Here is a 24,648-nt window from a genome sequence, read left to right as displayed (position 1 = left end):
TATATATGATGTATCGATGCAGAACAGATAAAACAAAGGCAGAGTATGCTGGCTAATACCACTCATTGATTTGAGCGATTTAAAATAAGATGAAATATGAATATTTCTATGTGACCTTGAAGGTCTTTTGGCGCGTTGTGAGCATCACACCCTCAACGTATTTGAAGTAACCGCAGTGGCCAGGCTTATGTAGCCTGAGCACCTCGGCAACAAAGTGCAATCAGTTAAACTGCGACAATGTTTTCTGCTTGCGGGCCTTTTGGACCTTGAGCAATAGTGAATTCAACCGTCTGACCTTCAGTCAAGCTTTTGAAGCCTGAGCCGACAATTGAACGGAAGTGTGCAAAAACGTCCGGACCAGATTCTTGTGAAATAAAACCAAAACCTTTTGATTCATTAAACCATTTTACGGTACCAGTATTTGTATTAGACATAAATTAATATCCTGTAGATAAAGTATAAAGCAGCCTTCATAAGGCATGAATAGCGGGAAAAAACGGACTAAAATTTAAAAAAACTACAGGACGAGGAACAACTAAGAAACAACGAAGTGATGGGCATAAATAAAAGGCTTTCTTTCAAGCTGCAGCAAAGATACGGATAATAACAATGAAAGTCAAATACTTTCTCATATTTTACTCTAAGCGTTGCTTAATGCCCGCTATTCGCTCATAACTGCCTGCCCGATATAATCGAACGATATCAACATCAAGTGTCAGTTCAGGTGCGACACTATTACAACTTGCGACAGGAACCGGTAAGTTGCCCCTTCTTCCTGAACAAAAAAACCGCAGTAAATAAGCTGCGGTTTTTTTATAAAAGAAAGGATATTACAACCCTGCCTGAGAAAAGGCCTGACTGACAATCTGTTGCGCTTCTTTGATAATGGCCTGTAAATGCTGCTGATCAACAAAGCTTTCCGCATAGATTTTATAAATCTCTTCGGTACCCGAAGGACGGGCGGCAAACCAGCCGTTTTCAGTGACCACCTTTAACCCGCCAATGGCTGCCTGGTTACCCGGGGCATGGGTGAGCACTTGCTGTATCTTTTCCCCGGCTAACATATCGGCGCGGATATCATCAGCACTGAGGGAGGTTAACACTTGCTTTTGTGCCATGTTTGCCACAGCCTCTACCCGGCCGTAGCAAGGCTCACCCAGCTGCTGTGCCAGCTCCAGGTAATACTGGTAAGGATCTTTGCCGGTTACCGCCAGTATTTCTGCCGCTAACAAGGTCATGATAAAGCCGTCTTTATCTGTGGTCCAACAGCTGCCGTCACGGGCAATAAAGGCAGCACCGGCGCTTTCTTCGCCGCCAAAGGCATAACTGCTGTCATGTAAACCGTCGACAAACCATTTAAAGCCCACCGGCACTTCCGCCAAAGGACGCGCTAAGTGCGCGGCCAGACGGTCAATCAATGAGCTTGATACCAGGGTCTTACCTATCTTGCAGTCTTTTGGCCATTGTCTGTGGGTTAACAGGTAATGAATCGCCACCGCCAGATAATGGTTGGGGTTCATCAAACCACCGGTTTTGGTCACTATGCCGTGACGGTCAAAATCGGGATCGTTGCCAACGGCGACATCAAACTTATCTTTCATGTCGATAAGCCCGGCCATGGCATAAGGCGATGAACAATCCATACGGATTTTGCCGTCTTTATCTAACGGCATAAAGGCAAAGCTGGCATCAACGACCTGATTAACCACGTCGATGTTAATACCATATTTTTTGGCGATAACCGGCCAGTAATGAATGCCGGAACCGCCAAGAGGATCAACCCCTAAAGTAAGGCCGGATTTGGCAATCGCAGCCATATCGATCACTTGCTCGAGTTCACCAACATAAAAGTCGATAAAGTCTTGTTTACTCAGCAAGGAAGACTGCAGGGCCTCGGCATAATCTAAGGTACGCACATCAGCAAGCTGGTTGCTTAACAGCTCATTTGCACGCTGCTGTATGTGTTTTGTTACCTCTCCTTCGGCGGGGCCGCCATGGGGAGGATTATATTTAATGCCGCCATCGCCTGGCGGGTTATGCGACGGAGTAATAATCAAACCATCCGCCTGCGCCTGGTTTGCCCGGTTATGACTGATAATCAAGCGAGAAATGACCGGCGTCGGGGTAAAACCTTCATCGGCCTGGATAACCACAGGCACCTGGTTGGCAATCAACACAGAAATGGCGCTGGCAAAAGCCGGCTCAGACAAAGCATGGGTGTCTTTGCCCAAAAATAATGGTCCCTGATAGCCTGCCTGCTGGCGATACTCAGCCACCGCCTGACAAATCGCCTGAATATGGGCTTCGTTAAAGCTTAATTTCGCGGCGCTGCCCCTGTGGCCGGAAGTGCCAAAACTCACCTGTTGCTCCGGGATATTCACATCCGGGATTTTCAGGAAATAATCACTGATCAAACGGGCAATGTTGATCCTGTCTTCGGGCCTGGCGGGTTTTCCGGCATGCTGATGCACTGTCATTTAATGTCCTTAACCGGCAATTATAATAATTCGCGAATTTTTTCAGCGTCACTTTCCCCGTAACCTAAAGAAACGGCAACTTCCGTTAACATCATTTTCTTACGTGTGGTATTGGAGTTGGTGATCACCCAATAAGGGCTGTCCGGGATCTGTCTCGGTTTAGTGCTGCTGCCGCTGGCATTGAGATCTGACTCGTTATCGGAAAAATACAAACGATCCCGGCCGCGGATATCTCTGACCAAAGCAAACTGCTGCGGATGCACCCGGTATAACGCCGCTAAAATCAATAAAAACCGGCCAACCGCGCCACGCTGCATGCCCAGCTCTTCTTTATTAATATAATTAAAAACGGTTTCATTACCGTTAATTGCCTGCACCTGAGGTTTTTCCTCAACAGCTTTTTCACTGTCAACGCCGCTAACATCCAGATCCGCTTTTTTCGTTTTGGTTTCGGCCTTGGCTTCAACTTTGTTTTTTGCGTTTTCTGTATTTGGTTGAGGTGTATTTTGTTGCTGATTGTTGGCAACACTGGCTTCATTGCCTGCTGCAGCCGTTTTCTCACTGCTCTCTAAAGATAATAAACGCCGTAAAATCGATGAGGCACTTTCACCAATAAATTGTGTGTTGGTGGCAATATATTGATAAAGCTCTTCATCTATCTCTATGTTTTTCATTAACTACCCTGCAAAAGATTTAATCGCCCCGGGATTATACTTGCCTTAAAGGCAAGTCTCTATAGGGGAATGGCATTAGTTTACAATTTTCTTCGCTAAATTTTGCCTGATCTTGTTCCCCCGACAATTGCAACCGAGGCAAAAAAAAAGCACAATTCCCGCTTATATAAATAAGGCCTTTATTGGGGTATACGTGAAGTTAGTTAATTATCAACAAAATGGCACCGGCCCTGACCTGCTGCTTATCCATGGCCTGTTCGGTTCGATGGAAAATTTAAACATGGTTGCCAAAGGCCTGAGCGCGCAATACCGGGTCACCAGCATGGATGTGCGCAACCACGGCGGTTCTTTTCATAAACAGGAGATGGAATACAGTGTCATGGCACAGGATGTTATCGAACTGCTCGATCATCTGGGCATCAGCGAAACCGCTATTTTGGGACACTCCATGGGGGGGAAAATCGCCATGGAAGTGGCGTTGGCATCCCCTGAGCGGGTATCAAAGCTCATAGTGGCAGATATTGCCCCGGTAGCTTATCCGGCGCACCACCAACACATCATCCAGGGCTTACAGTCTATTGATTTGACCACTATCAGCAAACGTAAAGAAGCCGACGAACAATTGGCCCGTTACGTCGATAACCTTGGGGTACGTCAATTTTTACTCAGAAATTTGGCCATTTCAGACGGAAAATTACATTTTAAATGTAATCTCGATTATATTGCTGCCTGTTATCCCCAGATAATGAAAGGTTATCAGGGACAGGGACAATATCAGGGCAAGACCCTGTTTATTAAAGGGGGCGACTCTGATTATATCCGCGCCGAGCACAGGGAAATTATCCAGAAGTTATACCCAAACAGCCAGGCGAAAATCATTCAGGGGGCGGGACATTGGTTACATGCTGAAAAAACCAGCATCTTTAATAAAATAGTCGGGGATTTTTTACAAAGTTAAGTCGATTGCCTTGTGTCAGTATGCTATAGTGCGGCCAGTTTTTTTTAGGGTAAAAGTATGCTAGCGGAATATTTCGAAGTAATTGAGGCGGTCGGCCTTAATTTATTCTTTGCTTTTATATTTATTTTCATCGGGTTATCTATCCATGATGTCATGAAAAAAAATAATGTGCCTAAGAATGGACGCTATGTCGTTTATTTTGTCTTATTTTTAGGTTGTGCAGGTTTTATCGCCAAAGGCGTTATCCAGTTTGTCTGGGAAAGTCAGGGCGTTGGCTAAATAAAGTAATATGGCAAAAGAAGCAACAGATTTAACCACTATTGATTTGTTCAGTGATGAAAAACGCCCGGGTCGTCCGAAAACGAACCCTCTTCCGCGTAATGTGCAAATCAAGATCAACAAACGTAATCAAGTCAAACGTGACAGAAGTAATGGCTTAAAACGAGTTGAGTTTAAAATTCATCACACTTTATTTGAACAATTAGATCAGCGGGCCAAAGCCGAGCAAGTTAGCCGGGGCGAGTTGATTGAAGCGCTATTGATAAAGTCATTAGCGTCATCACAGAATTAAATTTAATTGAGTAAAAGGTTAGAGTTTCATGGCAATCGTAGGTTTGTTCTTCGGTAGTGATACCGGTAATACCGAAGCAGTTAGCAAAATGATCCAGAAAAAACTGGGTAAAAAAATGGTAGAAGTGAAGGATATTGCTAAAAGCACCAAGGAAGAAATAGCAGAATTCGATTTACTTATTCTGGGTATTCCTACCTGGTACTATGGTGAAAACCAATGTGACTGGGATGACTTTCTGCCTGATTTAGAAGAAATTGACTTTACCGATAAGTTAGTCGCCATCTTCGGCTTGGGCGATCAGGAAGACTACGCTGAGTATTTCTGTGACGCCATGGGACCGCTGCGTGATATCGTTGAAGCCAAAGGCGCCATCCTGGTAGGTCACTGGCCGACCGAAGGTTACGAATTTGAAGCTTCCAAAGGCCTGATTGATGACAATACCTTTATCGGGTTAACGATTGATGAAGATCGCCAGCCGGAACTAACCGAAGAGCGCGTTGATAAGTGGGTAAAACAAATCTACGACGAAATGTGCTTAGCCGAGCTTGCCGACTAAGGCAACTGGCCCCTGAGCAAAACACTTAAGGGAAAATAAGAAAATCCGCTCGCTTTGGCCAGCGGATTTTTTATGCCCCCGAAAAACAGCCTGTAGCTTCCTTCTTCCTCTTTCTAAAATATAACCTTTCAATTTACTGATGTTACAAGCATCAAACCAGAATAAACCGGTTAAAAAACAGACGTTATCTCGTGTAATGTCAGGACATCGTACCAGAGTGATACCATCGGGAGATTCGACTTCTCATACTAATTACATAAAAAGGAAATTGATGTCAGTATCAGCACATAAGCCTTTGCAACAGCAAAATGATACCTGCTATCAGATCAACAATACCTGGATTTACAACAGCGCTACCCAGGTGGTCACCCGGGAAGGACAGGAAACCAAACTCAGGGCCAAAACCGCAGAAGTACTCAACCTGCTGATATTGAGTCAGGGCAATGTCGTCACCGCACAATACTTCTTTGACCATGTCTGGTCGGGAAAATATGTCGGCGAGAACGTACTTAAACAAAGCATCAAAGAACTGCGCAATTGCTTTGCCGATGACACTAAAACCTTGATCTATACCATCACCAAACAAGGTTATAAACTCTCGGCACACATTTGCCAATACCAGGAAGAAGCCTACTCCCCAAATCCGGCGGATAGTGAAGAGCAAGCAACGGATGTACTTGCTGTCGATAAAAAAATAGCGCCTGAGTCTGCTAAACCGCACAGCAACCAAGGCCTGATCCCCTTTCACCGCCAAAGCCCTTTCCCCGGGAAATTGAACGTCTGTAAATCACGGAGAATAGCCTGGCTGCTGGTCGCCATCCTAATATATGCCTTATTTTTGCTCTACTCTAAGTTTAGTCAGCTGCAGTTGCAACATCAGCATCAATCGCTGCGCTTAAAATCACTGTCGGCGGAAAAGCTGTTTTTTCAGGATACGGTATTTCGCTATTACAATACCCCGCAAAACAATAAAACCCTGCTTAAGTCTGTACTGGATAAATCCCGGATACAGATAGCCGAATTTTCAGGCCCGGCCACCACCAAGCAAGGAATGCAACAGGCCCTGTACGAACTCTATTATCTTGGCGGCTATTATCAGGAAGCCAGAGTGCTCATAGGGCGTATCGAGCAGCATACCGAGCAGGTTTATGGCAAACGCTCTATCGAATATATAGAAACGAAATTTACCACCATAGATACCTTGCTCAAACTGCACCGCCGACAGGAAGCCTACGATGTTGCCCGACACACCCTGGAGCTGACGCAAAACTACCATCCGGATAACAAGTTGCTGCTGGCCAAAGCCCATTTATTTACCGGGCGCGGCTACCTCTATTGCATGGAGCCGTTTTGCGTGCGCCGGGAAAGCATGAACGACGGCGAACAACATACCCGATTGGCCCTGGCCCTTTACCGGGAAGAATTGCCCGCCGATGCCATTGAAATTGCCGATGCCCGGTACCTGCTCAACTGGTTTTTACTCGACGGCGAAGAAAAGGTCACCCTGGTACAGGATGCTATCTGTATCTATCAGGAAAAACTGGGCCGCCTTCATGAAAAAACCGCGGCAGCCATGGAAGAATTAGGCCGTATTCTGATTTTCTTCCACCAGGACTGGCAAAGGGGAGAACAATATTTATTGGACAGCTATCAAATCCGCAGTAAGTTATTCCCTAAAAACCACCCGAAAATGGCGGCAACACATGGCAACCTGGGGGAGCATTATTTGATGATAGGCCAGTATCCCAAGGCCATTGAACATTTACAGACCGCACTGGAAGTCTCTAAGCTCATTAACGGCGAAGGTAATGACAGCCACCTGGAATATATGATGTTCCTGGCGCGGGCCCGCTTGTATAACCAGGAAACACAAGCGGCCAAAACCATAGTCGCCAAGGCTTTTGATATTATCGAAACCCATAAGATCACCCCGGCATTACTGATAGTGCGCGCACTGGAAGTCACCCGGCTAAGGGTCGAGCAGGCGCTGGGGAATAATATCCTTTCCCGGGATGAATTAGAGAGCAATATCGCCTCGGCAACAGGCAGTTACCGCGCTTCGGCTTCGGTATTAAAGCATGAATATCAAACCCGTTTACTGGGGGGTTATCCGGACGCGGAAAATCATGATTACCTCATGGACTTAAGGCAGATGCTTGATAACATCAATCCCAAAAGCCGTTACCTGTACCGCAGTGATATTCATTTTTTGAAAAAGCGGGCTTTAGGCCAGTGCGACAGGCTCGGCAGTGAATTTTGCCGTCAGATAGAAATGGAATTTCAGCTGGCAAGTATCACCATGCCGCCGGGTTTATAGTTTTCGAATAAAAAAGGCTGATATCTTGTCATATCAGCCAAATAAATCCCCTACCTAGATAATACGTACGGCATGACCGTAAAGGTTCATACAATCAAGTTTAAATGTCATATTGCTGCTGGTAACCGTGATGGTTTTGCTGCCGCTCACCGGAACACTCATCACATTGCCACCGGCGATTAACCTGCACTCGTCTGCGCCATGCGAAAACCAGCGAACTGTTACCTGCTCACCGACAACCAATGAGCCGCCGTTATAATAAAAACTACTGATACTAGGAGGATCGCCATCGTCTGGCATCTTCGCCCAACTCATTGACGTCCAACACATAAGCAAAATCATGATAATTTTATTTTTCATTACTTCATCCTTCTAAAATTAATTATTAGTACTGTGCTTCTTTATATTCCCAGGACAAAAGCCAGATAACTGATGCACCAAAAAGTAAAAAAGCAGCTAAAAACCTACCATAAGAACAAAGCATAAACTTATGAAATTCAAAGACTTAAAGGTAATTTCACAAAAATTTCACTGGTAAAATAACTGATGGAATTCTTGCTATTGCCGTTTTCCGCCTTCCTGCAAAAATCAGCCAAATAAACAGAGAAAGTAGCCTGTTATTTATTCATAAGGCCTGCATCAAGAATGATAACTTTCAGATAAAGCGGTCGGACTAAATTCCGTTCATGTTCGGCATTTCCCATAGCGATCAGACATTAGTAATTAAATAAAAGACATAGCCACAAATGATATTTTTAACAATACCAGCCTTTAGGTAAATAAATTAAAAGATCCCGATGTTATCGTTACAAGCGAGGAAAAAGCTAAATGCAGATTTAAGAAATTAAGGTGGCTTTATGATAGGGGAAAATAATAGCGCTCGTCATCAGAGCTGGGAATCAAGAAGAAAGCTACCGCCCCTATAAGTAAAAACGAAGACTTAAAATGAAAAAACACAGCCAAGGCTGTGTTTTTTATTAACTTTCATAGGGCTGATAACAGAGATCCCACTCTAGTTAATCAAGGGAAAAAACATTGCAAACAGTGACATATCTACTATTGCCCTCGCCAATAATACTGACATTCGCTATAGTCTCCAGTCAAAGTAAATTATGTACATATCATGCATCAGCCCTTTTGAGGGTTATTTACCGGCAAAACATGCATTAATTACATTGTACCGTAGGGCAATTGATATCACCGCCCGTAGGACACATTCTGCAAGACTCTTTTTCAGTAAAAGCACCGCCGCCAACTTTGTTCGTGGCTTTATTATCCAGCTGAACGGCTTTTTCAGATAAATTAATCAGTTTCTTTTTATTCAGTTTTAATTTCATTTTAAATTCCCTCTAAAAATAAATAAAAATCAAGGCTCAACCGGGAACTATATTCCCTCTTTATCAAATGTTAACGCCCGGCACTTTATATAAAATACAATACTGCCAAGCGTTATTTCATTTAAATCTAAACACTCAATTAATAATCGTTGTTTTTGCCTAGATGCTCTGTACCGCCGCCATTACCCGGACATTGAAAGATGCTGGCACCGGCGACTTTCTTGGTGGCTTTATTATCAAGTTTGAGCGCTTTTTCAGACAAGTTAACCAGTTTCTTTTTGTTAAGTTTTAATTTCATTTTTTCTTCCTGTTATTACAACAATTTACGTCCCAATTGGACGATAAAAGTCTATTCTTTCGTACAGGTAAAAACTTGAAATATCCCTGTAAAGCACATTAAAAAAACAACAAATAACAGTGAAATCAATCAAAATCGCCCAACATATCATCAAAAAAGCATTGGCAGAGGTAACGAGGAAAGGGGCAAGACATGAACGGGGTTGGTAATATCAACCCCGTTTATATCAGTAGGAATTAATGACCGGCGGCGTACTCTTCCACCTGCTGCCATACACGAATAAGGTTACCGGAAAGGATCTTGACAATATCCTGCTCGCTGTAACCGCGTTTTAATAAACCGGCGATCAAATTAGGATAGGTGGAAACATCTTTAAGGCCTGCCGGCAAACTGTCACCAACACCGTCATAATCCGAGCCGATACCGACATGATCTATCCCCACCAGCTTTACCACATGATCAAAATGATCCAGCACGTCATCTAAAGTTGCAAAGATAAACGGCGTTTTCTTACGGTATTCTTCCTGGAAGGCTTCAACTTCCGGACTGTCCTGGGTCAGCTTATTAGCCGACATATAGGCTTCTCTGGCCTTTTTGAAGGCATTGTAGTTATCTATCGAGGATTGGGAAATGAAGGTAGAGCCGAAATTAATCTGGATCACACCGCCATTTTTCGCCAGAGCCTTGATCATATCGTCATCCATATTGCGCTCAAACCCCGGGGTAAAATGCCGCGCTGAGGAATGCGAGGCAATCACCGGCGCTTTGGAAATAGCCATCACCTGATAAAAGGCATCATCCGAGATATGGGAAACATCGACCATCACCCCAAGCTTATTCATTTCTGTTACCAGGGTTTTACCAAAATCGGTCAAGCCGCCGGCCGGACGTTCACTGTCATAAGAAGAGTCGGAAATATGGTTCGCTTTTGAATGTGTCAGGGTAATATAGCGGATGCCGCGATCATAAAAGTGCTTTAAGTTCGCTAAATCCCCTTCAATCGGGCTGCCGTTTTCCATGCCCAACGGGAGTGACATCACGCCACGGGCAAAGTTTTGCTCCAACTCCCGGGTAGAGTATGCCAGGGCAAACTTGTTTGGGGCATCTTTCACCATGGCTTCAACCATATCAATCAACTTATCCGCCATCGCCTTACTGCCGCCGCTTGGCTCCAAAGCAGCCGGAATATAAATAGACATAAAAGGAGCATTAAGGCCGCCGTCAACGGCTCTTGGATAATCAAAATCACCGTGCGCGGTATGCTCGCTGACATCTTCAAAGGCTTCTTCAAGACGGTAAGGCACATCAATATGGGTATCGGTGACCAGGTACTTCCTGGCAATCGCACGGGCCTGCTCCATATGCGCCAACTTTGCCGAAGCTTGCTGATTTTTTGCCTCTGTACTGTGCTGACTTTGGCAGCCGCCCAGGGTGAATGCCATTACCGCAGAGGTCAGCAGCACCTTAGTGGCCAAGGGGAAGGCAAATTTAGGTTTATTTTTAGATAAAGTTTTCATAGACAATAACTTAGATAATTTGAGTTGGCCTTACTTTGCCTTTATCCAACAGGAATGTCAAAAGCCCTGTTCCCCTGGCGATAACAGGCTAGGTTTGCGTTGACTGTTGCTGCCCTGTAACAGGTCATCAACATCTGTTTTTATTCATATATTTCATATGGTTGATGTTTTCGTACTGCTATCGATACAGTGCAGGCAATTGACATAAATATTAAATGCCAGCCCAGGGGGATTTTTCCGGTATTTTGTACTATCACTAACAGGTGAATTCCCCGTCAGCAGAGGTGTTTAAAGCAGAAAACCAGCAGATAAACCAAGCGCTGCCCCTAAGTGCGCTCACACTCAGAGACAGCTAACCACAACAGATATATGAGGTATCCATCATGGCTAATCCTAATGATATGCCAGAGTTTCACTCGGTTAAAGCTTACCTAACAGAAAGTCTAACAGAAAATATACCAACCCCCACCGTCAGGCAGCCGCCATCAGCTTATGCCGGCAACTACACACAGTTAATCGGCAAGGGAGGAAGCTGTCATGTCTGAATCAAACCTGCCACTTACTGAAGATGCAATCAAAAGGGAACAGCTGTCGAGCGATTTTGCCAATCTAAGTGAGGATTTTGACAAATTCAGCGAAGAATGCGCCTTCCTGTTCGATGCATTTTCAGCGGTTACCCGCGAGCCCGAATGCATCACGGAGCACACCAGTGAAGGTATCAGGCACCTGTGCTATTGGCTCAAATACCAGGTTATCGGCTACCGGGAGAAAATAGGCGAGATGCAAGAACGTTGGAGAGTGCTTAGCCGCAAGAAGTCATGTTAACGACGTAAGCTTGACTATGGCGTAAACGGAGCAAAAGCCGGGCGAGTCAACGGCAATAAGCGTTTCAGCTATGTCAGTGACCCGCCCGGTATTAAATGCAACCCTGATATCCTGATAATCCCCCGTATAGCTGAACTTTTAATACCGCAATGGATAATTAACAGCGACACTAAATGCAAACAAAGCCCGATAATACCACTTCCCCCCGGCATAAACTTGCCCCTTGCCACAAAAGCCAGGCAAAAAACGGCAAAATATAGCCACAATTTCAAAAGATTTCAGAGGGTAAGCCGCCAGAAAGCTTTAAATAGCCGAATAAGCGCTTTGGCCTGATTGTTGCCTTTCCTTTATACAAAGTAAGTAGCGTAAGCAAATAATAGGAACAGCAACAATTCCATCAGGACAACGCTCATGAATATTAACGGATTAAATTTATATGCCCCGGCTACCCGCCTTGATACCGGTAATCCATATCAAAAATTATCCGATGCAAACCAACCGGATAACCATCAGGGCCAAAACGACAGTGTCACTATCTCCCCTGCCGCCATCGCCGCCGCCGGGGGACAAACGCATCAGCAGGATCCGGTGGACAGATATCAGGCCCTGGCAAGCAACCAGGCGGTCGAGCGCAGCAGACAGGCAATGGCACCGGCCAAAGTCAGCCGTGAAGACTTTATGGAAAAAGCCATCCAGGGCACTCTGGACCAGCGTACCGGAGTAGACAGGGAGAAACTGGAAGAGCTCGAGGAGCAAATGCAGAAGGTTGCCGCAAATAAAAACTTAACCGATGAGCAAAAAGCCGAGCAACTGGCAGCCTTACAACAGCAAATAGATGAGATCACCGAAGAAGCCGCAAAGCAGACCACCAGGCAAGAGCACAGCGCCCGGATAACAAAAGAGCAGGAACAAATCATTAATAAAGCTTAATAATACAGCCAACTCATTTTCTGGCAAAAATTCGAACACAACTTAAATAACAACAATAATCACGGAGTGGATATGAGCAAATTCAAATTAACTACCTTAACCTTAGTATTAGCAGGCCTTTGCAAGGCCGCCGGTGCAACTCCCATTTACCTGAACCATGAAAATATCTCGGTTTCACTGGGCAGCAGCATGGCGGCAGAGCCTTTTTCCAACCGCAGCACTGCAGATTCCCTGGCCAGTATTATAGATGCCCCGTCAGCCGAGGCCATAGAGACTCATGCCCAGAACACCCATGTCTGGATCAACGGCGGAAACCTGGAGCTCGATTTCGACTTTGGCATGGAATATAACCTGACCACCTTGCACTTTTGGAACTATTTTGGCGAAGGTTATGATGTGGATAACATAGATTTTAATTTCTTTGACAGCGCACACAACCTGGTCGGCAGCCTGCTAAATGTCATGCCGGCCCTGGGCAGCACCGCCCTGTCCGCCGAAGATTATGCCCTGTCGTTTCCGTCCAATGTCCAGTATGTCAATGCCGTTATCAGCGGCGACAATGGCCAGGTCGATTTTAATAATATCGGCTTTACCGGGGAACTCTCTTCCTCGGTACCTGAGCCCGGCTCTTTAGCCTTATTCGGACTGGGACTGGCAGGTTTTGCTTTATCCCGTAAGAAAAAAAGTACTTAATAACTTAACCGGCCCGGCATTATTTCCGGGCCGCTTGGACCTTATTTTACCGGCGCACCGAAGCAACTTCCTGCTCGGTCAGATAACGCCACTGACCCGGCTCAAGTTGCTCATCCAGGGTGATTTCGCCAATTTTTTCCCGGTGCAGACCCACCACATGATTGCCAACCGCGGCAAACATACGTTTTACCTGATGGTACTTCCCTTCCATTATCGTCAGTAATACTTCCCGTTCATTTATCACTTCCAATTGTGCCGGTTGAGTAAGTGTTGACTCACCTTTAAGCTGTACGCCGCGGGCGAATGCTTCGGCAACAGACGGGGCAATAGCTTCATCCAACCATACCCGGTATCGCTTCTGACACGCTTTACGGGGGGAAGTAATTTGATGTGACCACTGGCCGTCATCGGTGATTAACACCAAACCTGTGGTATCAACGTCCAGGCGACCGGCAATATGCAGGTCAAAAGCTTTATCGACATCAAGAAAATGCAACACCGACGGGTGCACTTCATCCACATTAGAGCATATGGTATCAAGCGGCTTAAACATCATGATATAGCGGGCTGAGCGTTTGGTTAATAACTGGCCTTCAACAGCGACCTGGCAAGTATCACTCAGCTGCAAAGCGCCATTTTTAACCACTTCATCATTGACTCTCACCAAACCGGTTTTTAACAGCTTTTTCGCTTCATTTCTCGTTAGTTCGGTACTTTTACAAATATATTTATCCAGGCGCATGTTCTTTAATGATGTTCAGTAGTGACAAAAAGAGATCATTATACAGAATCTAACCGTTAATTTTTAAATTTCCCCGGGCTACTTTTTGCTAAAGCAGGGTATTTTTCATTTTTTTTAAATATTTTCACCGACAACCAACAACTTGATCCAGATCAAATAAAGTCACCTCATAAGAAAGACTTAGCTAAACATCCAATTTTTCGAATGTAATAAAATTGTATATTTTGTGAACAAAAAGTGCGCAACACGTGAAAATAAAAATTTGACCTGTTAATTTTCTCGACTACCTTTTTTAGTTACTAAGTGATTTTCGAGCACCTGCTGAAAAATAAGCCACCCCTTATTACTTCAACAGCCAGTACTTAGTGTCACCGTAACCGCCATAAAGGAGATAAAGGATTAAGGCGGATATTGAGTTTTTAATCACTAACTATTGAGAAAAACATGACTAAAAATATTAAAGGACTAGCGAAAGGATTTACCCTTGGAGCAATCAGCGTTGCCGTTTTAGCATCAATCAACACCGGCGTAGCGGCAGAAGCCACCTTTAACGGCCCCGGCGATATAAAACCGGCGGTTGTCAATGAACGTTACGTAGTCACTTTCAAAAATACTGCCACTATTATGTCCGGCGGTAAAATGTCTGCGGCCGGGGCAAAAAGCTTAATGGACAGTTACGGCGCAAAAACCGTACGCACCTTAGACAGAATCAATGGTGTCGCCATTGAGATGAGTCAATCGGCTGTCGCAAATTTATTAAATAACGATCAAATTGAAATGGTGGAAGTGGATCAGCCCCGTTACATACTCGATAACCCGCGTGTATTGGCCGAGTCCACGCCTTACGGCATCACTATGGTACAGGCAGATCAGGTCAGCGATGCTGCCACGGGCAACCAAAAAGTTTGTATCGTCGATACCGGCTATAACCTGGGCCATGAAGACTTGATCAGCTCAGGTGTCACCGGCGATGACAATGACGGTAACGGCAACGATACCGGCAACTGGAACAATGACGGTCATGGCCACGGCAGCCATGTTGCCGGTACCATTGCGGCCCTGGGCGGCAACAATACCGGTGTGGTAGGTGTTAACCCAAGCGGTCAGCTGGGCTTACATATCGTCAAAGTCTTTAACGACTCCGGCAACTGGGCTTATGGCTCAGACCTGATCGCGGCCATTTCACAATGTGAAGCCGCCGGCGCCAGTGTTATCAGCATGAGTTTAGGCGGCGGCGCCAGCATGAACTCTGAAGCCAATGCCTTTCAATCGGCATTGAATAACGGCGTTTTATCCATCGCCGCTGCCGGTAATGACGGCAACAGCACCATGTCTTACCCGGCCTCTTATGACGCAGTTATGTCGGTTGCCGCTGTTGACAGCAGTGAAAACAAAGCGTCCTTCTCACAATACAACAGCCAGGTGGAAATCGCCGCACCGGGCGTGGCTGTCAACTCTACCATCCCGGGCGGTTACGCCAGCTGGAGTGGTACTTCCATGGCAACCCCGCATGTTTCAGGTGTTGCTGCGTTAGTCTGGAGTCACCATACCTCATGTACTGCGGCGCAAATTCGTAATGCCCTGAATATGACGGCCAAAGACAAAGGTGCTTCCGGACGTGATACCAGCTATGGTTACGGTATCGTCCAGGCCAAAGCCGCTGTCGATGCCATTAGCGCAGAAGGTTGTGATGTCGGCGGTCCTATCGTTGAGCCGCCAGACGGCGACGGCGAAACCCATGAGAACTTGTCTAAAAATACCGGCTGGAAGCGCTTCTCATTTGATATGCCGGCAGGTGTAAGTTCATTAACGGTGACAATTTCAGGCGGCACCGGTGATGCTGACTTATATGTTAACGAAGGCAGCAGGCCAACCACTTCCCGCTGGGATTGTCGCCCGTACGAATACGGTAATGACGAGGTGTGTACTTTCTCCAACCCGGGTGCAGGTACCTGGCATATCGGTGTCAGAGCCTATTCAGCCTATAGCGGTGTAACCTTAAGCTGGAATTATCAATAACAGCTTACACGGTTTAATCACGCCGATAACATATTGGTAATGATAAGGCAGCCCTGAGTGATCGGGGCTGCCTTTTTTATGGCTTATTTCAGGGTTTGCTTAGCTTTACCCGTGACTAAGCTTTCACTGTGAGCCCCTGCCTTGATAAAGGCAAACGCCCCAAAAACCTGATCTCTGTGTAGTTATAAACAAACCTTCATTTTTAGCTGTGAGCACCGGCTGAGAACCTTTGAACGATAAAAACCAGACAAGCTGTTGAAACTTGGCTGAAATATGGCTTTGCTTTTTCTTAAAAAATCACTACTTTTTACCAACTGAAAATTATTTTTTTGCTTTTTTATGAAAATAATTCTTCTGCTTTGAAGTTGGATAATTCTGCGCCAGCCGAAAGATATAAACAATTAAAAACAATAACTTAACAACTTTACTTTTAACACCTCAATGTAACAAATTTGTTTAACTTGTGAACATTGAGTGCAAAAATAGTAAAAAAAATTTGATCTCTTCATTTTCTCGACTACCTTTTTTAATTACTAAGTGATTTTAGAACAGCTATTACGCAATTAAGCGTGCACCTCAGTGCAACAAGCCAGTACTTAGTTTATACCGGGCTGGATAATGAAACATGGGCCATATCAACAGGCTCAAACAATAATAACTTAGTCAACCCGGTATCGCTGTAGCCGCCCTTCATGGAGATAAAGGACTAAGGCAGCTACTCAATTATTAATTATTACGAGTTGAGAGAATGATGAACAAGCATATTAAAGGACTAGCAAAAGGATTTACCTTAGGCGCTGTCGCCATTGCCGTTTTAGGATCGATTAACACTACTGTCGCCGCCGAAGCCACGTTTAACGGCCCGGGCGACATTAAGCCGGCTCTGGTAAATAACCGCTATGTGGTCACCTTCAAAAATACTGCCAGTGTCATGTCTGACGGTAAGGTGTCCCCTGCTGCGGTAATGAGCTTAATGCAAACTTATGGTGCAAAAACCATACGTACCTTAGACCGTATCAATGGTGTTGCTATTGAAATCAACCCTTCCGATGTCGCTAATTTATTAAATAACGACCAGGTTGAGATGGTGGAAGTGGATCAGCCGCGTTATCTCCTTGATGATGTCAACATCATGGCAGAGTCTACCCCGTACGGTATTACTATGGTGCAGGCAGATCAGGTCAGCGATGCTGCTGCAGCCAACCAGAAAGTGTGTATTGTTGACACCGGCTATAACCGCAACCACGAAGATTTAAGAAGTTCAAACGTGACCGGTGACGACAACGACGGCAACGGTAACGACACCGGAAACTGGTATGACGATGGCCATGGTCACGGTAGCCACGTTGCCGGGACTATTGCCGCGTTGGGCGGCAACGGTGTAGGCGTAGTTGGCGTTAACCCAAGCGGTGATGTCGGCCTGCATATTGTCAAGGTCTTCAACAATTCCGGCAGCTGGGCTTACGGCTCAGACTTAATCGCTGCCATTTCACAATGTGAAGCCGCTGGTGCCAGCGTTATCAGCATGAGTTTAGGTGGCGGCGCCAGCATGACTTCTGAGTCTAATGCTTTTGCCTCAGCCCTTAATAACGGCGTATTATCTATCGCCGCCGCCGGTAACGACGGTAACAGCACTAAGTCTTATCCGGCTTCCTATGATTCTGTCATGTCAGTTGGCGCCGTTGACAGCAGTGAAAATATTGCTTCATTTTCACAATTCAACAACCAGGTAGAAATCTCCGCACCGGGTGTGGCTGTCAACTCCACCATTACCGGCAACGGCTATGCCAGCTGGAGCGGTACTTCCATGGCAACACCTCATGTTTCAGGGGTCGCCGCCCTGGTATGGAGTAACCACCCTACCTGTACTGCATCTCAAATTCGTGACGCTTTAAATAATACCGCCAAAGACAAAGGTTCTTCTGGCCGCGATAACTATTACGGTTACGGTATTGTTCAAGCCAAAGCTGCACACGATGCACTGACCAATGACGGCTGTGGTACTACTCCTCCGCCACCACCACCACCGGGTGATCTGGAAGGCAGTATCTCAGGTATAGGTGAGAGCAGAAATAACTGGTTCCGTCATAGCATTGACGTACCGGCAGGCATCAGCTCTATGACCATCAAGATTTCCGGCGGCAGCGGTGATGCCGATCTTTATGTAAAAGAAGGCAGCGAGCCGACTTCCGGCTGGTTTGGTAGCTACGATTGTCGTCCTTACCTCAATGGTAATGATGAGGTTTGTACCTTCTCTAATCCGGGTGCAGGCACCTGGCATATCGGCATTAAGGCCTACTCGACCTTTAGCGGTGTGACTTTAGATTGGACAGGTAACTAAGCACTATCGCGTAACAGGCTCAACATTCAAGGAATGAAAGTTAAGCCTGGATATCACAATAGACTGAAATTACAATAGTCAAAGCCCTGACTTCCCTCAGGGCTTTTCTATATAAGCGAAAGGATTTAGCCACTTTGCCAGCAAAAAACAGCAGGAGCTATCATGGCTTAAGGACTAAGCCGGGAGCCTTGGCACATAAAGCCTGTGATCTGTCACCGTTACACTTGGGCAAAATACCAGTAACCGGCATTAACCTGTTCGGTGACAAAATCTATAAAGGCGCTGTTTTCACGCCAGGGAGTCAGCTGCTGTGGTGATAAAGTCACCTGATCACAAAGCAGCTTAACCATAGGCGCTATGGCAACATCAAATGAAACCGGCTCGCCATTGATATAACATATGCCGCGGTTTAGGATATCGCTGAAATAAAAAGCCCTTAAGCCTCCTAATCTTTGCAAACTATAACCCCCTTGCTTCGCCGCATCCGGATCAGCTCCTGCAACTAAAATCTGGGCGACATCAGCCTGGGTATAACCGCCAAGTTCCTCTTCACAGCGATCCAGTTCATGTTTTGCCCGGCTAAGATGACTGCCGATAAAGTCGCGCATCAAAGCTTCATCCGCCAGCACATGGGCAAACTGCTCTTTGATCAAATCTAAATCCGTATCATTGATCTCTCCCGGCGCTTTGCAAAATGGCCGCCCGGCATCTTCAATCAGCTCATTGGCGCTATCCTGATCGATTAAATGATCCGCCAGGGCACTAAATAAACTTACCCGGGATTGGGTGCGAAAACCGACGGAAAAACTTAAAGAAGTCTCCAGCGTAATACCTTCATGGGGAAACCCCGGGGGAATATATAAAATATCTCCCGGGTTAAGTTCAACATCAATAATGGCCTCGAAGGGATCGACATGCAGCAGGGCTTCGTGGGCGGCAAACTCCCGGTGGTTGCCCCTGTCCCCTACCCGCCAGTGACGTTTACCCGAGCCCTGGCAGATAAAGACATCATAAAGATCGATATGGGGGCCAACACCGCCGCCCACAGTGGCAAAACTCACCATAAGATCGTCCAGACGCCAGTTAGGAATAAAGCGAAACGGCTCAATCAGCTCTGCCGCCGGCTCGCAAAAATGATCCACCGCCTGTACCACCAACGACCAGTTTTTATCTCCTAAATGCTCAAATGACTGAAACGGACCAAATTCCGCCTGCCATTGCCCGTCAACCAGGGAGATCAGACGCGACTCAACCTGATCCATGGTCGCCAACCCCGCCAGTTCGTCCGCCGATAAGGGATCCTGGAAATCGCTAAACCCCCGGGTAATAACCACAGGTTTTTTTTGCCAGTAATCCCTCAGGAATTCTTTCTTGGTAAGATCTGATAATTGTAACTGATACATAATAACCCCTCCTAACCCTTTAACCTTTACCTTCCCCTGGCCTAACGCTTGATCTCATTCCAGTCGATAACCGCCTGCGGTATACCGTTTCTTGCCTTGATATATAAGTTCAACAAACTGATCTCGCGGCACTGGTACTGCTCTTCCAGGCTGGCAGGCACTTCAATGAGTTTAATGCCGCTATTTTCATCGGCGCAGGCACTGAAATAATCCCTGAACCCGGCCACCGTGCTGCACCGCTTTCCTTCACCGCCATAGGCTTTAACCAGACTTATCACATCAAAATTTTTATCCGAGCAGTGATAAATTTCGGCATCGCTGTTTTTGCCTAAATGGAAAATGTCATTGCGCATATAGATGATAATGACGCTTAAATCATCCCGTAAAAAATGAATCAAATCATTTAATTGAAAATTAAAACCACCGTCGCCGGTGATCACCACGGCAACATCGTTCTCAGTGGCGGCTTTTCCCGCCCCCAGCTGCTGCAACTGCTTACAGGCCGCCCGGGCATAAGGCAAACTGGTGCCCATGGCCGCATACCAGGGATTGGTTAACCAGCTGCGGCCAAGCGAAGACATCCGCGTTTTCAGGCTATAGGAAGCAAAATAAGAGTTACCGATTTCAGGAAAATAAACATAGGCCCTTTGATCCAGGCTTTGCAGACTATTGAGTACCCGGGTTAAATTATGAAAGTCGATTTTTTCATCGGCAAATAACTCACCGCCGGTGCTCTTTGGCGGAGTAAAATCAAACACCGGGATATCTGCGCTTAGTAACTGCTCAAAAATACCGATCAGATCTTTTTCCAGCTGCGATGTGCCTTTTAAAATGGTTTTATTTTCAAAATCATTCAACAGATGGGTTCCGGTATCAAAAGCGGTATTGGTATCTAACTGATAGATACTGGTGGCCACTTCCAATACATAGTCCACTTCGTTTTCAATATAGTTACGTACCTGCTCATCGGTAAATACCCCGTTGTAAGCGCCAAGGCTCAGGGGCTCAAACTCATCCAATACCCCTTTGGCAAACCAGGTGGTGGTATAGGGAATCTGATACTGATGGCAAAAGCGTTTGACCACAGCCAACAACTCCTTGTTGAGCTTGGCTTTTTCTCCCAAGTACAATAAAGGTTTATTTGCCGCCAGTAATTTCTCTACGACTTGCCGGGCCACCAGGGAGACACCTTTAAGCAAAAACACTTCCTGCGGCAACTGACACAGGGAGGGAGGAAATTCTATTGCCTGGGTTTTATCTGCAACCAGGTCCCGGGGCACTTCGATAAAAACCGGCTCTTTATTTAGATAGGCATGGGCCACCAGACGGAAAAAGTGCTCACCGGCAACATTGGGCTGTCCCGGGTTCCGCTGGCCCTGCAAACGCTCCGAGCGAATGCCCAGCGCCTTAAACGACTCTAATGCCGCATCATATTCAGAGCGCCAGGTGGAGCAGGAACTGACGGTATGATGCAGCGCCATATGATTAATTTCACTTTCTCCCGGGGCGCCGGAAATAAATATCACCGGCAATTTTTCCGTTAATGCCAGCGCTGCCGCCGAGACACAGGGTAAACTGCCCACGGTATAGGTGGTCAGGCATACCCCCAAACCTTCCACTTCCGCCTGGCCGCACGCGGTAAACCCGGCATGCATTTCATTACTCGAGGGACAAATGTCCAGCTCATCTTCAAAGGCGGTGATCAAGTTGGCGGCAAAATCTCCACCGACACCATAAATACGGCGGCTACCGAAAAAGCGCAGGGTTTGCGCCATCAACTGTCCCAAAGACGGCAGGCTGGCGCTATATTCAGCGCCAAAGTTCTCGATGTAGTGGTTGATTTTTTCTTTCATAACATTTACCTAATTACTTAATCTGCTCTGTTAACAACGCGTCTGGATATTTGCCGACATTACCCATTTTTGTTCTCTGTCTCAGGCTATCGACATACCCGGGATCTGATGCCAGTAACCGTTACATTCATTGGTAGAAACAAGTGCTTTATGCTGTGGCGCCGTCAGCTGCGCCTTAAAGTTATTCAATTGCATAAAGGCGGCATCACTATCCGCGCTGATGCGGGCAATATCGACTCCCATGGCTTGCATTTGCGGTACTTCGTTGACCAGGTTGTATTGATAACCCGACATGGTCTGAATACCGTTAAGCACAAACACCCGCTCCCCTTCCCGGCTGTTCATTTTTCGCCCCTGAGGATAATTGATACAGCAGTACTGGCAGTCGTCTTTGGGCCTGTCTTCAGAGCGGGCGGTAAAACAGCGGGCGGAATAGGCCAGCGGTAAATAACCCCAGGAAAAAACTTCACATTCGAACTGATGGCGGATATTTTCCTGCTCCGCTTCCTGCAACAGCTGCCGCAGCCAGTCACCGGAAAGCTCTACCGGCATCACCCAGCGCACCAGCCCCTGCTTTAAAAACACTTTCAGGGTGGCCAGGTTGTAACAGTTAATGGCCGGGCCGAGCACAAAAGGCAATTTCAGCTCGTGCATCATCTGCACCGCACTGAGATCATTGGCTTCCACCAATAAATCGCCGTTATCGCACAAACGGCGCATCACCTGGATTTCCGCCGGAGACTCCAGCAGGGTCATGGTGGAAACCACAATTTGTTTATCGGTATTAGTGCTTAGCTGCCGCGCCAGCTCGAGCCAGTCTTTCGCCCGTAATTCACGGCGCTTGGAGCAGACGGTTTCACCCAGATAAATAATGTCGGCGCTGCTGTCACTTGCCCTTTGGTAATAATCATGCACTTCTTGCTTAGGCCAAAAAAATAAACTGGGGCCGAGGGAAAATTTCATTTGTTCGTTCTCTCTTTTTTCAAAGGGATAAATAAATAGTATTCAATAAAAGCAGGCATCGGCTGCTGTGGAAAAACTACTGCCACTTCCTGTGGTAGGCCCCTAAAGTGGTTTGCGCCCCTTCCGATAAATTGGCCAGGGTCTGCATCCAGCTTTGCTCCAGGGTGAAATCCTGTGGCGTTTGCTGGTACCTGTCCAAGGCCGCGCGCCAGGTTTTTGCCACCTGCTCGACATAAGCCGGGCTGCGCTGGCGTCCTTCAATTTTTACCGAAACGATGCCCATAGCCGCCAGCTCGGGAATAAGCTCCAGGGTATTTAAGCTGGTGGGCTCTTCCAGGGCGTGATAGACATTGTCTTCCACTTCGAAACGCCCTTTGCATAAGGTCGGGTAACCGGCATGTTCATCGCGCTGGTAGCGGTCGATTAAGACATTGTTTAACCGGCTTTCCAGACCTTCCTCGGTTTCCTGCCAGCGCACATATTTCGCCGGAGAGCAGGCACCCACGGTATTGGGGGATTCACCTGTCATATAAGAAGAAAGGTAACAGCGGCCTTCCGCCATGATACACAGGCTGCCAAAGGCAAAAACTTCCAGTGCCACCGGCGAGCTTTTCGCCAGTTGCCGTACCTGTTGCACCGACAAAACCCGCGGCAAGACCACCCGGCTGACGCCAAAGTTATTATGGTAAAATTTGATGGCTTCAAGGTTGGTGGTACTGGCCTGTACCGAGACATGGCGCTCAACATCCGGATATTTTTCCGCCGCATAGGCCATGACCCCGATATCGGCAATGATCAGGGCATCTGTGCCCATGGCCACCGCCTTATCCACCGCCTTGTGCCAGCGCTGTTCGCCGTCGGGGTGGGCAAAGGTATTAATGGCAACATGTAATTTCTTGCCATGCTGGTGAACATAATCCGCGGCTTTATCCAGCTTGGTTTCGTTAAAATTTAAACCGGCGAAGTGCCGGGCATTGGTATCATCTTTTAAGCCGATATAGACTGCATCGGCGCCGTTATTAATGGCGGTTTTCAGCGCAGGTAGGTTACCTGCCGGGCACAAGAGTTCCATAACAATTTATTTCTGGGATCAGGATTCAAGAAAAAATGTAGAGCTATAGTAGAAGCATCCAAGGGGTACTTTTTTGATTTAAAATAACTTCTGCGCCTTTATTGAGAATATTTGATTTTGTCAACAAACCCGGCCGGAACTGTACATTGCCCTTTACGTGACAGCGGTTCATCAACTTGTTGATGTAATAGTAAAGACCTGCCAAATATTGTAAGACTTTTGAAATTAAGCGTTTAGCTAAAGCTAATGCCAGGCATTAAAGCAAAAAGTTGATCTGTGCCACAAAATCCGCTTTTACTTTATGCTACCTTGCCCGTCAGCAATTTTTAACGGTCCTCTTTAACGGTATAAATTCATGTTACCCATTCCATCGGCTATCACAGGTAAGGCAGGAGAGTTTTCTTCCCTGCTAACCTCAGGTTTAGGCAAAAAGCTGCCGCAACAACTACTCAAAGTTGCGCCCCGCCTGATTGCTAAAGCAAACCATTTACCTCTTAATATCAGATCAGGTGCTATCAAGGCCATACCTAAGGTGATTACCCCGGCCTTTGCCTTGTTGCCCTTTGGCGCGCAGCAAAAACTGCTACTGCCGGTATTAACCTCAGTATTTAAAGAAGCCCTTGAAGACGGGGATTTTGAATTTTTGCAAGATAAATGGCTGCGGATCAGCATTACCGATCTCAATATCAACTGGTGGTTAAGTTACGATCAGGATCAACTTATCATGGCCCCGGCCAAAACCTTCTCAACAGCCGGGATCCCTTCTTCATTCCCGTTACAACAAAAAGAAGACGTCAGTTTCAGCGGCAGTGGCGATGATTTATTGCTGATTGCCGGACGTAAACAAGATCCCGATACCCTGTTTTTTCAGCGCCGGCTAAAAATTGAAGGCGATACCGAATTAGGACTTGAACTAAAGAACCTGATAGATGCCATAGATCTTGACCACCTCCCCGGCGAGGTGCATAACCTGGTGGCGGCTTCCGCCGAACTGCTACAACAAACAAAAAGTGACTTAGCGGCTAAGAACTCTTAAAATATCCTTTAAAAGTAACCTCTTAAAATAAGTAACAACCTGATGTAACCGGACCTGATTTACCTC

The 24,648-nt window shown here is 46.4% G+C and carries 23 protein-coding genes; 11 read left to right on the top strand and 12 right to left on the bottom strand.

The annotated features are described in order from the left end of the window. Nucleotides 1-224: 224 nt before the first annotated feature. The 3 genes from SG35_RS10165 to seqA all read right to left on the bottom strand — a co-directional run bounded on the left by SG35_RS10165 (nt 225) and on the right by seqA (nt 3,151). Nucleotides 225-434: a cold-shock protein gene (locus tag SG35_RS10165; RefSeq protein ID WP_044836309.1), complete on the bottom strand. Its 210-nt coding sequence runs from the start codon at nt 432-434 to the stop codon at nt 225-227. 396 nt (nt 435-830) lie between these two features. Next, nucleotides 831-2,477, bottom strand: coding sequence for a phosphoglucomutase (alpha-D-glucose-1,6-bisphosphate-dependent) (gene pgm / locus SG35_RS10160; RefSeq protein WP_044836308.1), 1,647 nt, complete (start codon nt 2,475-2,477; stop codon nt 831-833). 20 nt (nt 2,478-2,497) lie between these two features. Continuing rightward, complete coding sequence (seqA, locus tag SG35_RS10155) at nt 2,498-3,151, bottom strand: replication initiation negative regulator SeqA (protein WP_044836307.1); 654 nt, start codon at nt 3,149-3,151, stop codon at nt 2,498-2,500. Between the two features lie 193 nt (nt 3,152-3,344). Between seqA and SG35_RS10150 the strand changes: the two genes are divergently transcribed. From SG35_RS10150 to SG35_RS10130, 5 genes are all read left to right on the top strand, one after another. Continuing rightward, complete coding sequence (locus tag SG35_RS10150) at nt 3,345-4,109, top strand: alpha/beta fold hydrolase (protein WP_044836306.1); 765 nt, start codon at nt 3,345-3,347, stop codon at nt 4,107-4,109. A 57-nt stretch (nt 4,110-4,166) separates the two neighbouring features. Further along, the gene (locus SG35_RS10145; protein WP_044836305.1) at nt 4,167-4,388 is read left to right on the top strand and encodes a DUF2788 domain-containing protein; all 222 of its coding nucleotides are present in this window, start codon (nt 4,167-4,169) and stop codon (nt 4,386-4,388) included. A gap of 10 nt (nt 4,389-4,398) precedes the next feature. Continuing rightward, a complete protein-coding gene (gene ybfE / locus SG35_RS10140; RefSeq protein ID WP_044836304.1) occupies nt 4,399-4,680 on the top strand; it encodes a LexA regulated protein in 282 nt (93 codons plus the stop codon). A gap of 28 nt (nt 4,681-4,708) precedes the next feature. Then, nucleotides 4,709-5,236, top strand: coding sequence for a flavodoxin FldA (gene fldA / locus SG35_RS10135; protein ID WP_044836303.1), 528 nt, complete (start codon nt 4,709-4,711; stop codon nt 5,234-5,236). A 271-nt stretch (nt 5,237-5,507) separates the two neighbouring features. After that, nucleotides 5,508-7,553 (top strand): tetratricopeptide repeat protein, encoded by a 2,046-nt coding sequence (locus SG35_RS10130; RefSeq protein WP_044836302.1) that lies wholly within the window; start codon nt 5,508-5,510, stop codon nt 7,551-7,553. Between the two features lie 54 nt (nt 7,554-7,607). Here SG35_RS10130 and SG35_RS10125 read toward each other — a convergent pair whose 3' ends face one another. From SG35_RS10125 to SG35_RS10110, 4 genes are all read right to left on the bottom strand, one after another. Continuing rightward, nucleotides 7,608-7,868, bottom strand: a complete 261-nt coding sequence (locus SG35_RS10125) for a hypothetical protein (RefSeq protein WP_152646851.1) — start codon at nt 7,866-7,868, stop codon at nt 7,608-7,610. Between the two features lie 851 nt (nt 7,869-8,719). Continuing rightward, entirely contained in the window at nt 8,720-8,890 is a 171-nt protein-coding gene (locus SG35_RS10120) for a hypothetical protein (protein ID WP_160298412.1), read from the bottom strand. Between the two features lie 139 nt (nt 8,891-9,029). Next, complete coding sequence (locus SG35_RS10115; protein WP_160298411.1) at nt 9,030-9,188, bottom strand: hypothetical protein; 159 nt, start codon at nt 9,186-9,188, stop codon at nt 9,030-9,032. 236 nt (nt 9,189-9,424) lie between these two features. Further along, nucleotides 9,425-10,705 carry a dipeptidase gene (locus SG35_RS10110; protein WP_044836300.1) on the bottom strand — a complete coding sequence of 427 codons (1,281 nt, stop codon included), beginning with the start codon at nt 10,703-10,705 and terminating at the stop codon, nt 9,425-9,427. A 537-nt stretch (nt 10,706-11,242) separates the two neighbouring features. Between SG35_RS10110 and SG35_RS10105 the strand changes: the two genes are divergently transcribed. From SG35_RS10105 to SG35_RS10095, 3 genes are all read left to right on the top strand, one after another. Then, a complete protein-coding gene (locus SG35_RS10105; RefSeq protein WP_274055409.1) occupies nt 11,243-11,530 on the top strand; it encodes a hypothetical protein in 288 nt (95 codons plus the stop codon). 411 nt (nt 11,531-11,941) lie between these two features. Continuing rightward, on the top strand, nt 11,942-12,460 hold the full coding sequence (locus tag SG35_RS10100; RefSeq protein WP_053042986.1) for a hypothetical protein: 519 nt from the start codon (nt 11,942-11,944) through the stop codon (nt 12,458-12,460). A 72-nt stretch (nt 12,461-12,532) separates the two neighbouring features. Next, nucleotides 12,533-13,153, top strand: a complete 621-nt coding sequence (locus SG35_RS10095; RefSeq protein ID WP_044832545.1) for a PEP-CTERM sorting domain-containing protein — start codon at nt 12,533-12,535, stop codon at nt 13,151-13,153. Between the two features lie 46 nt (nt 13,154-13,199). On the opposite strand, the gene rsuA is transcribed toward SG35_RS10095, so the two are convergent. Next, nucleotides 13,200-13,895, bottom strand: coding sequence for a 16S rRNA pseudouridine(516) synthase RsuA (gene rsuA / locus SG35_RS10090; protein ID WP_044832544.1), 696 nt, complete (start codon nt 13,893-13,895; stop codon nt 13,200-13,202). Between the two features lie 444 nt (nt 13,896-14,339). On the opposite strand from rsuA, the gene SG35_RS10085 reads away from it, so the two are divergent. Then, entirely contained in the window at nt 14,340-15,914 is a 1,575-nt protein-coding gene (locus SG35_RS10085; RefSeq protein ID WP_044832543.1) for a S8 family serine peptidase, read from the top strand. A 748-nt stretch (nt 15,915-16,662) separates the two neighbouring features. Beyond that, nucleotides 16,663-18,255, top strand: a complete 1,593-nt coding sequence (locus tag SG35_RS10080) for a S8 family serine peptidase (RefSeq protein ID WP_236702580.1) — start codon at nt 16,663-16,665, stop codon at nt 18,253-18,255. A 218-nt stretch (nt 18,256-18,473) separates the two neighbouring features. On the opposite strand, the gene SG35_RS10075 is transcribed toward SG35_RS10080, so the two are convergent. From SG35_RS10075 to ubiU, 4 genes are all read right to left on the bottom strand, one after another. Further along, complete coding sequence (locus SG35_RS10075; RefSeq protein WP_044832542.1) at nt 18,474-19,658, bottom strand: cupin domain-containing protein; 1,185 nt, start codon at nt 19,656-19,658, stop codon at nt 18,474-18,476. Nucleotides 19,659-19,699: 41 nt separating this feature from the next. Beyond that, on the bottom strand, nt 19,700-21,511 hold the full coding sequence (locus tag SG35_RS10070; protein WP_044832541.1) for a thiamine pyrophosphate-dependent enzyme: 1,812 nt from the start codon (nt 21,509-21,511) through the stop codon (nt 19,700-19,702). Nucleotides 21,512-21,592: 81 nt separating this feature from the next. Next, nucleotides 21,593-22,474 (bottom strand): U32 family peptidase, encoded by an 882-nt coding sequence (locus SG35_RS10065; RefSeq protein WP_044832540.1) that lies wholly within the window; start codon nt 22,472-22,474, stop codon nt 21,593-21,595. Between the two features lie 76 nt (nt 22,475-22,550). Continuing rightward, a complete protein-coding gene (ubiU, locus tag SG35_RS10060) occupies nt 22,551-23,546 on the bottom strand; it encodes a ubiquinone anaerobic biosynthesis protein UbiU (RefSeq protein WP_044832539.1) in 996 nt (331 codons plus the stop codon). Between the two features lie 355 nt (nt 23,547-23,901). On the opposite strand from ubiU, the gene ubiT reads away from it, so the two are divergent. After that, the gene (gene ubiT, locus SG35_RS10055; RefSeq protein WP_084692698.1) at nt 23,902-24,582 is read left to right on the top strand and encodes a ubiquinone anaerobic biosynthesis accessory factor UbiT; all 681 of its coding nucleotides are present in this window, start codon (nt 23,902-23,904) and stop codon (nt 24,580-24,582) included. Nucleotides 24,583-24,648 lie beyond the last annotated feature (66 nt).

The organism is Thalassomonas actiniarum, assembly GCF_000948975.2.
GTDB classification, from domain to species: domain Bacteria; phylum Pseudomonadota; class Gammaproteobacteria; order Enterobacterales; family Alteromonadaceae; genus Thalassomonas; species Thalassomonas actiniarum.
This window is presented reverse-complemented; position numbering and strand designations above follow the sequence as displayed.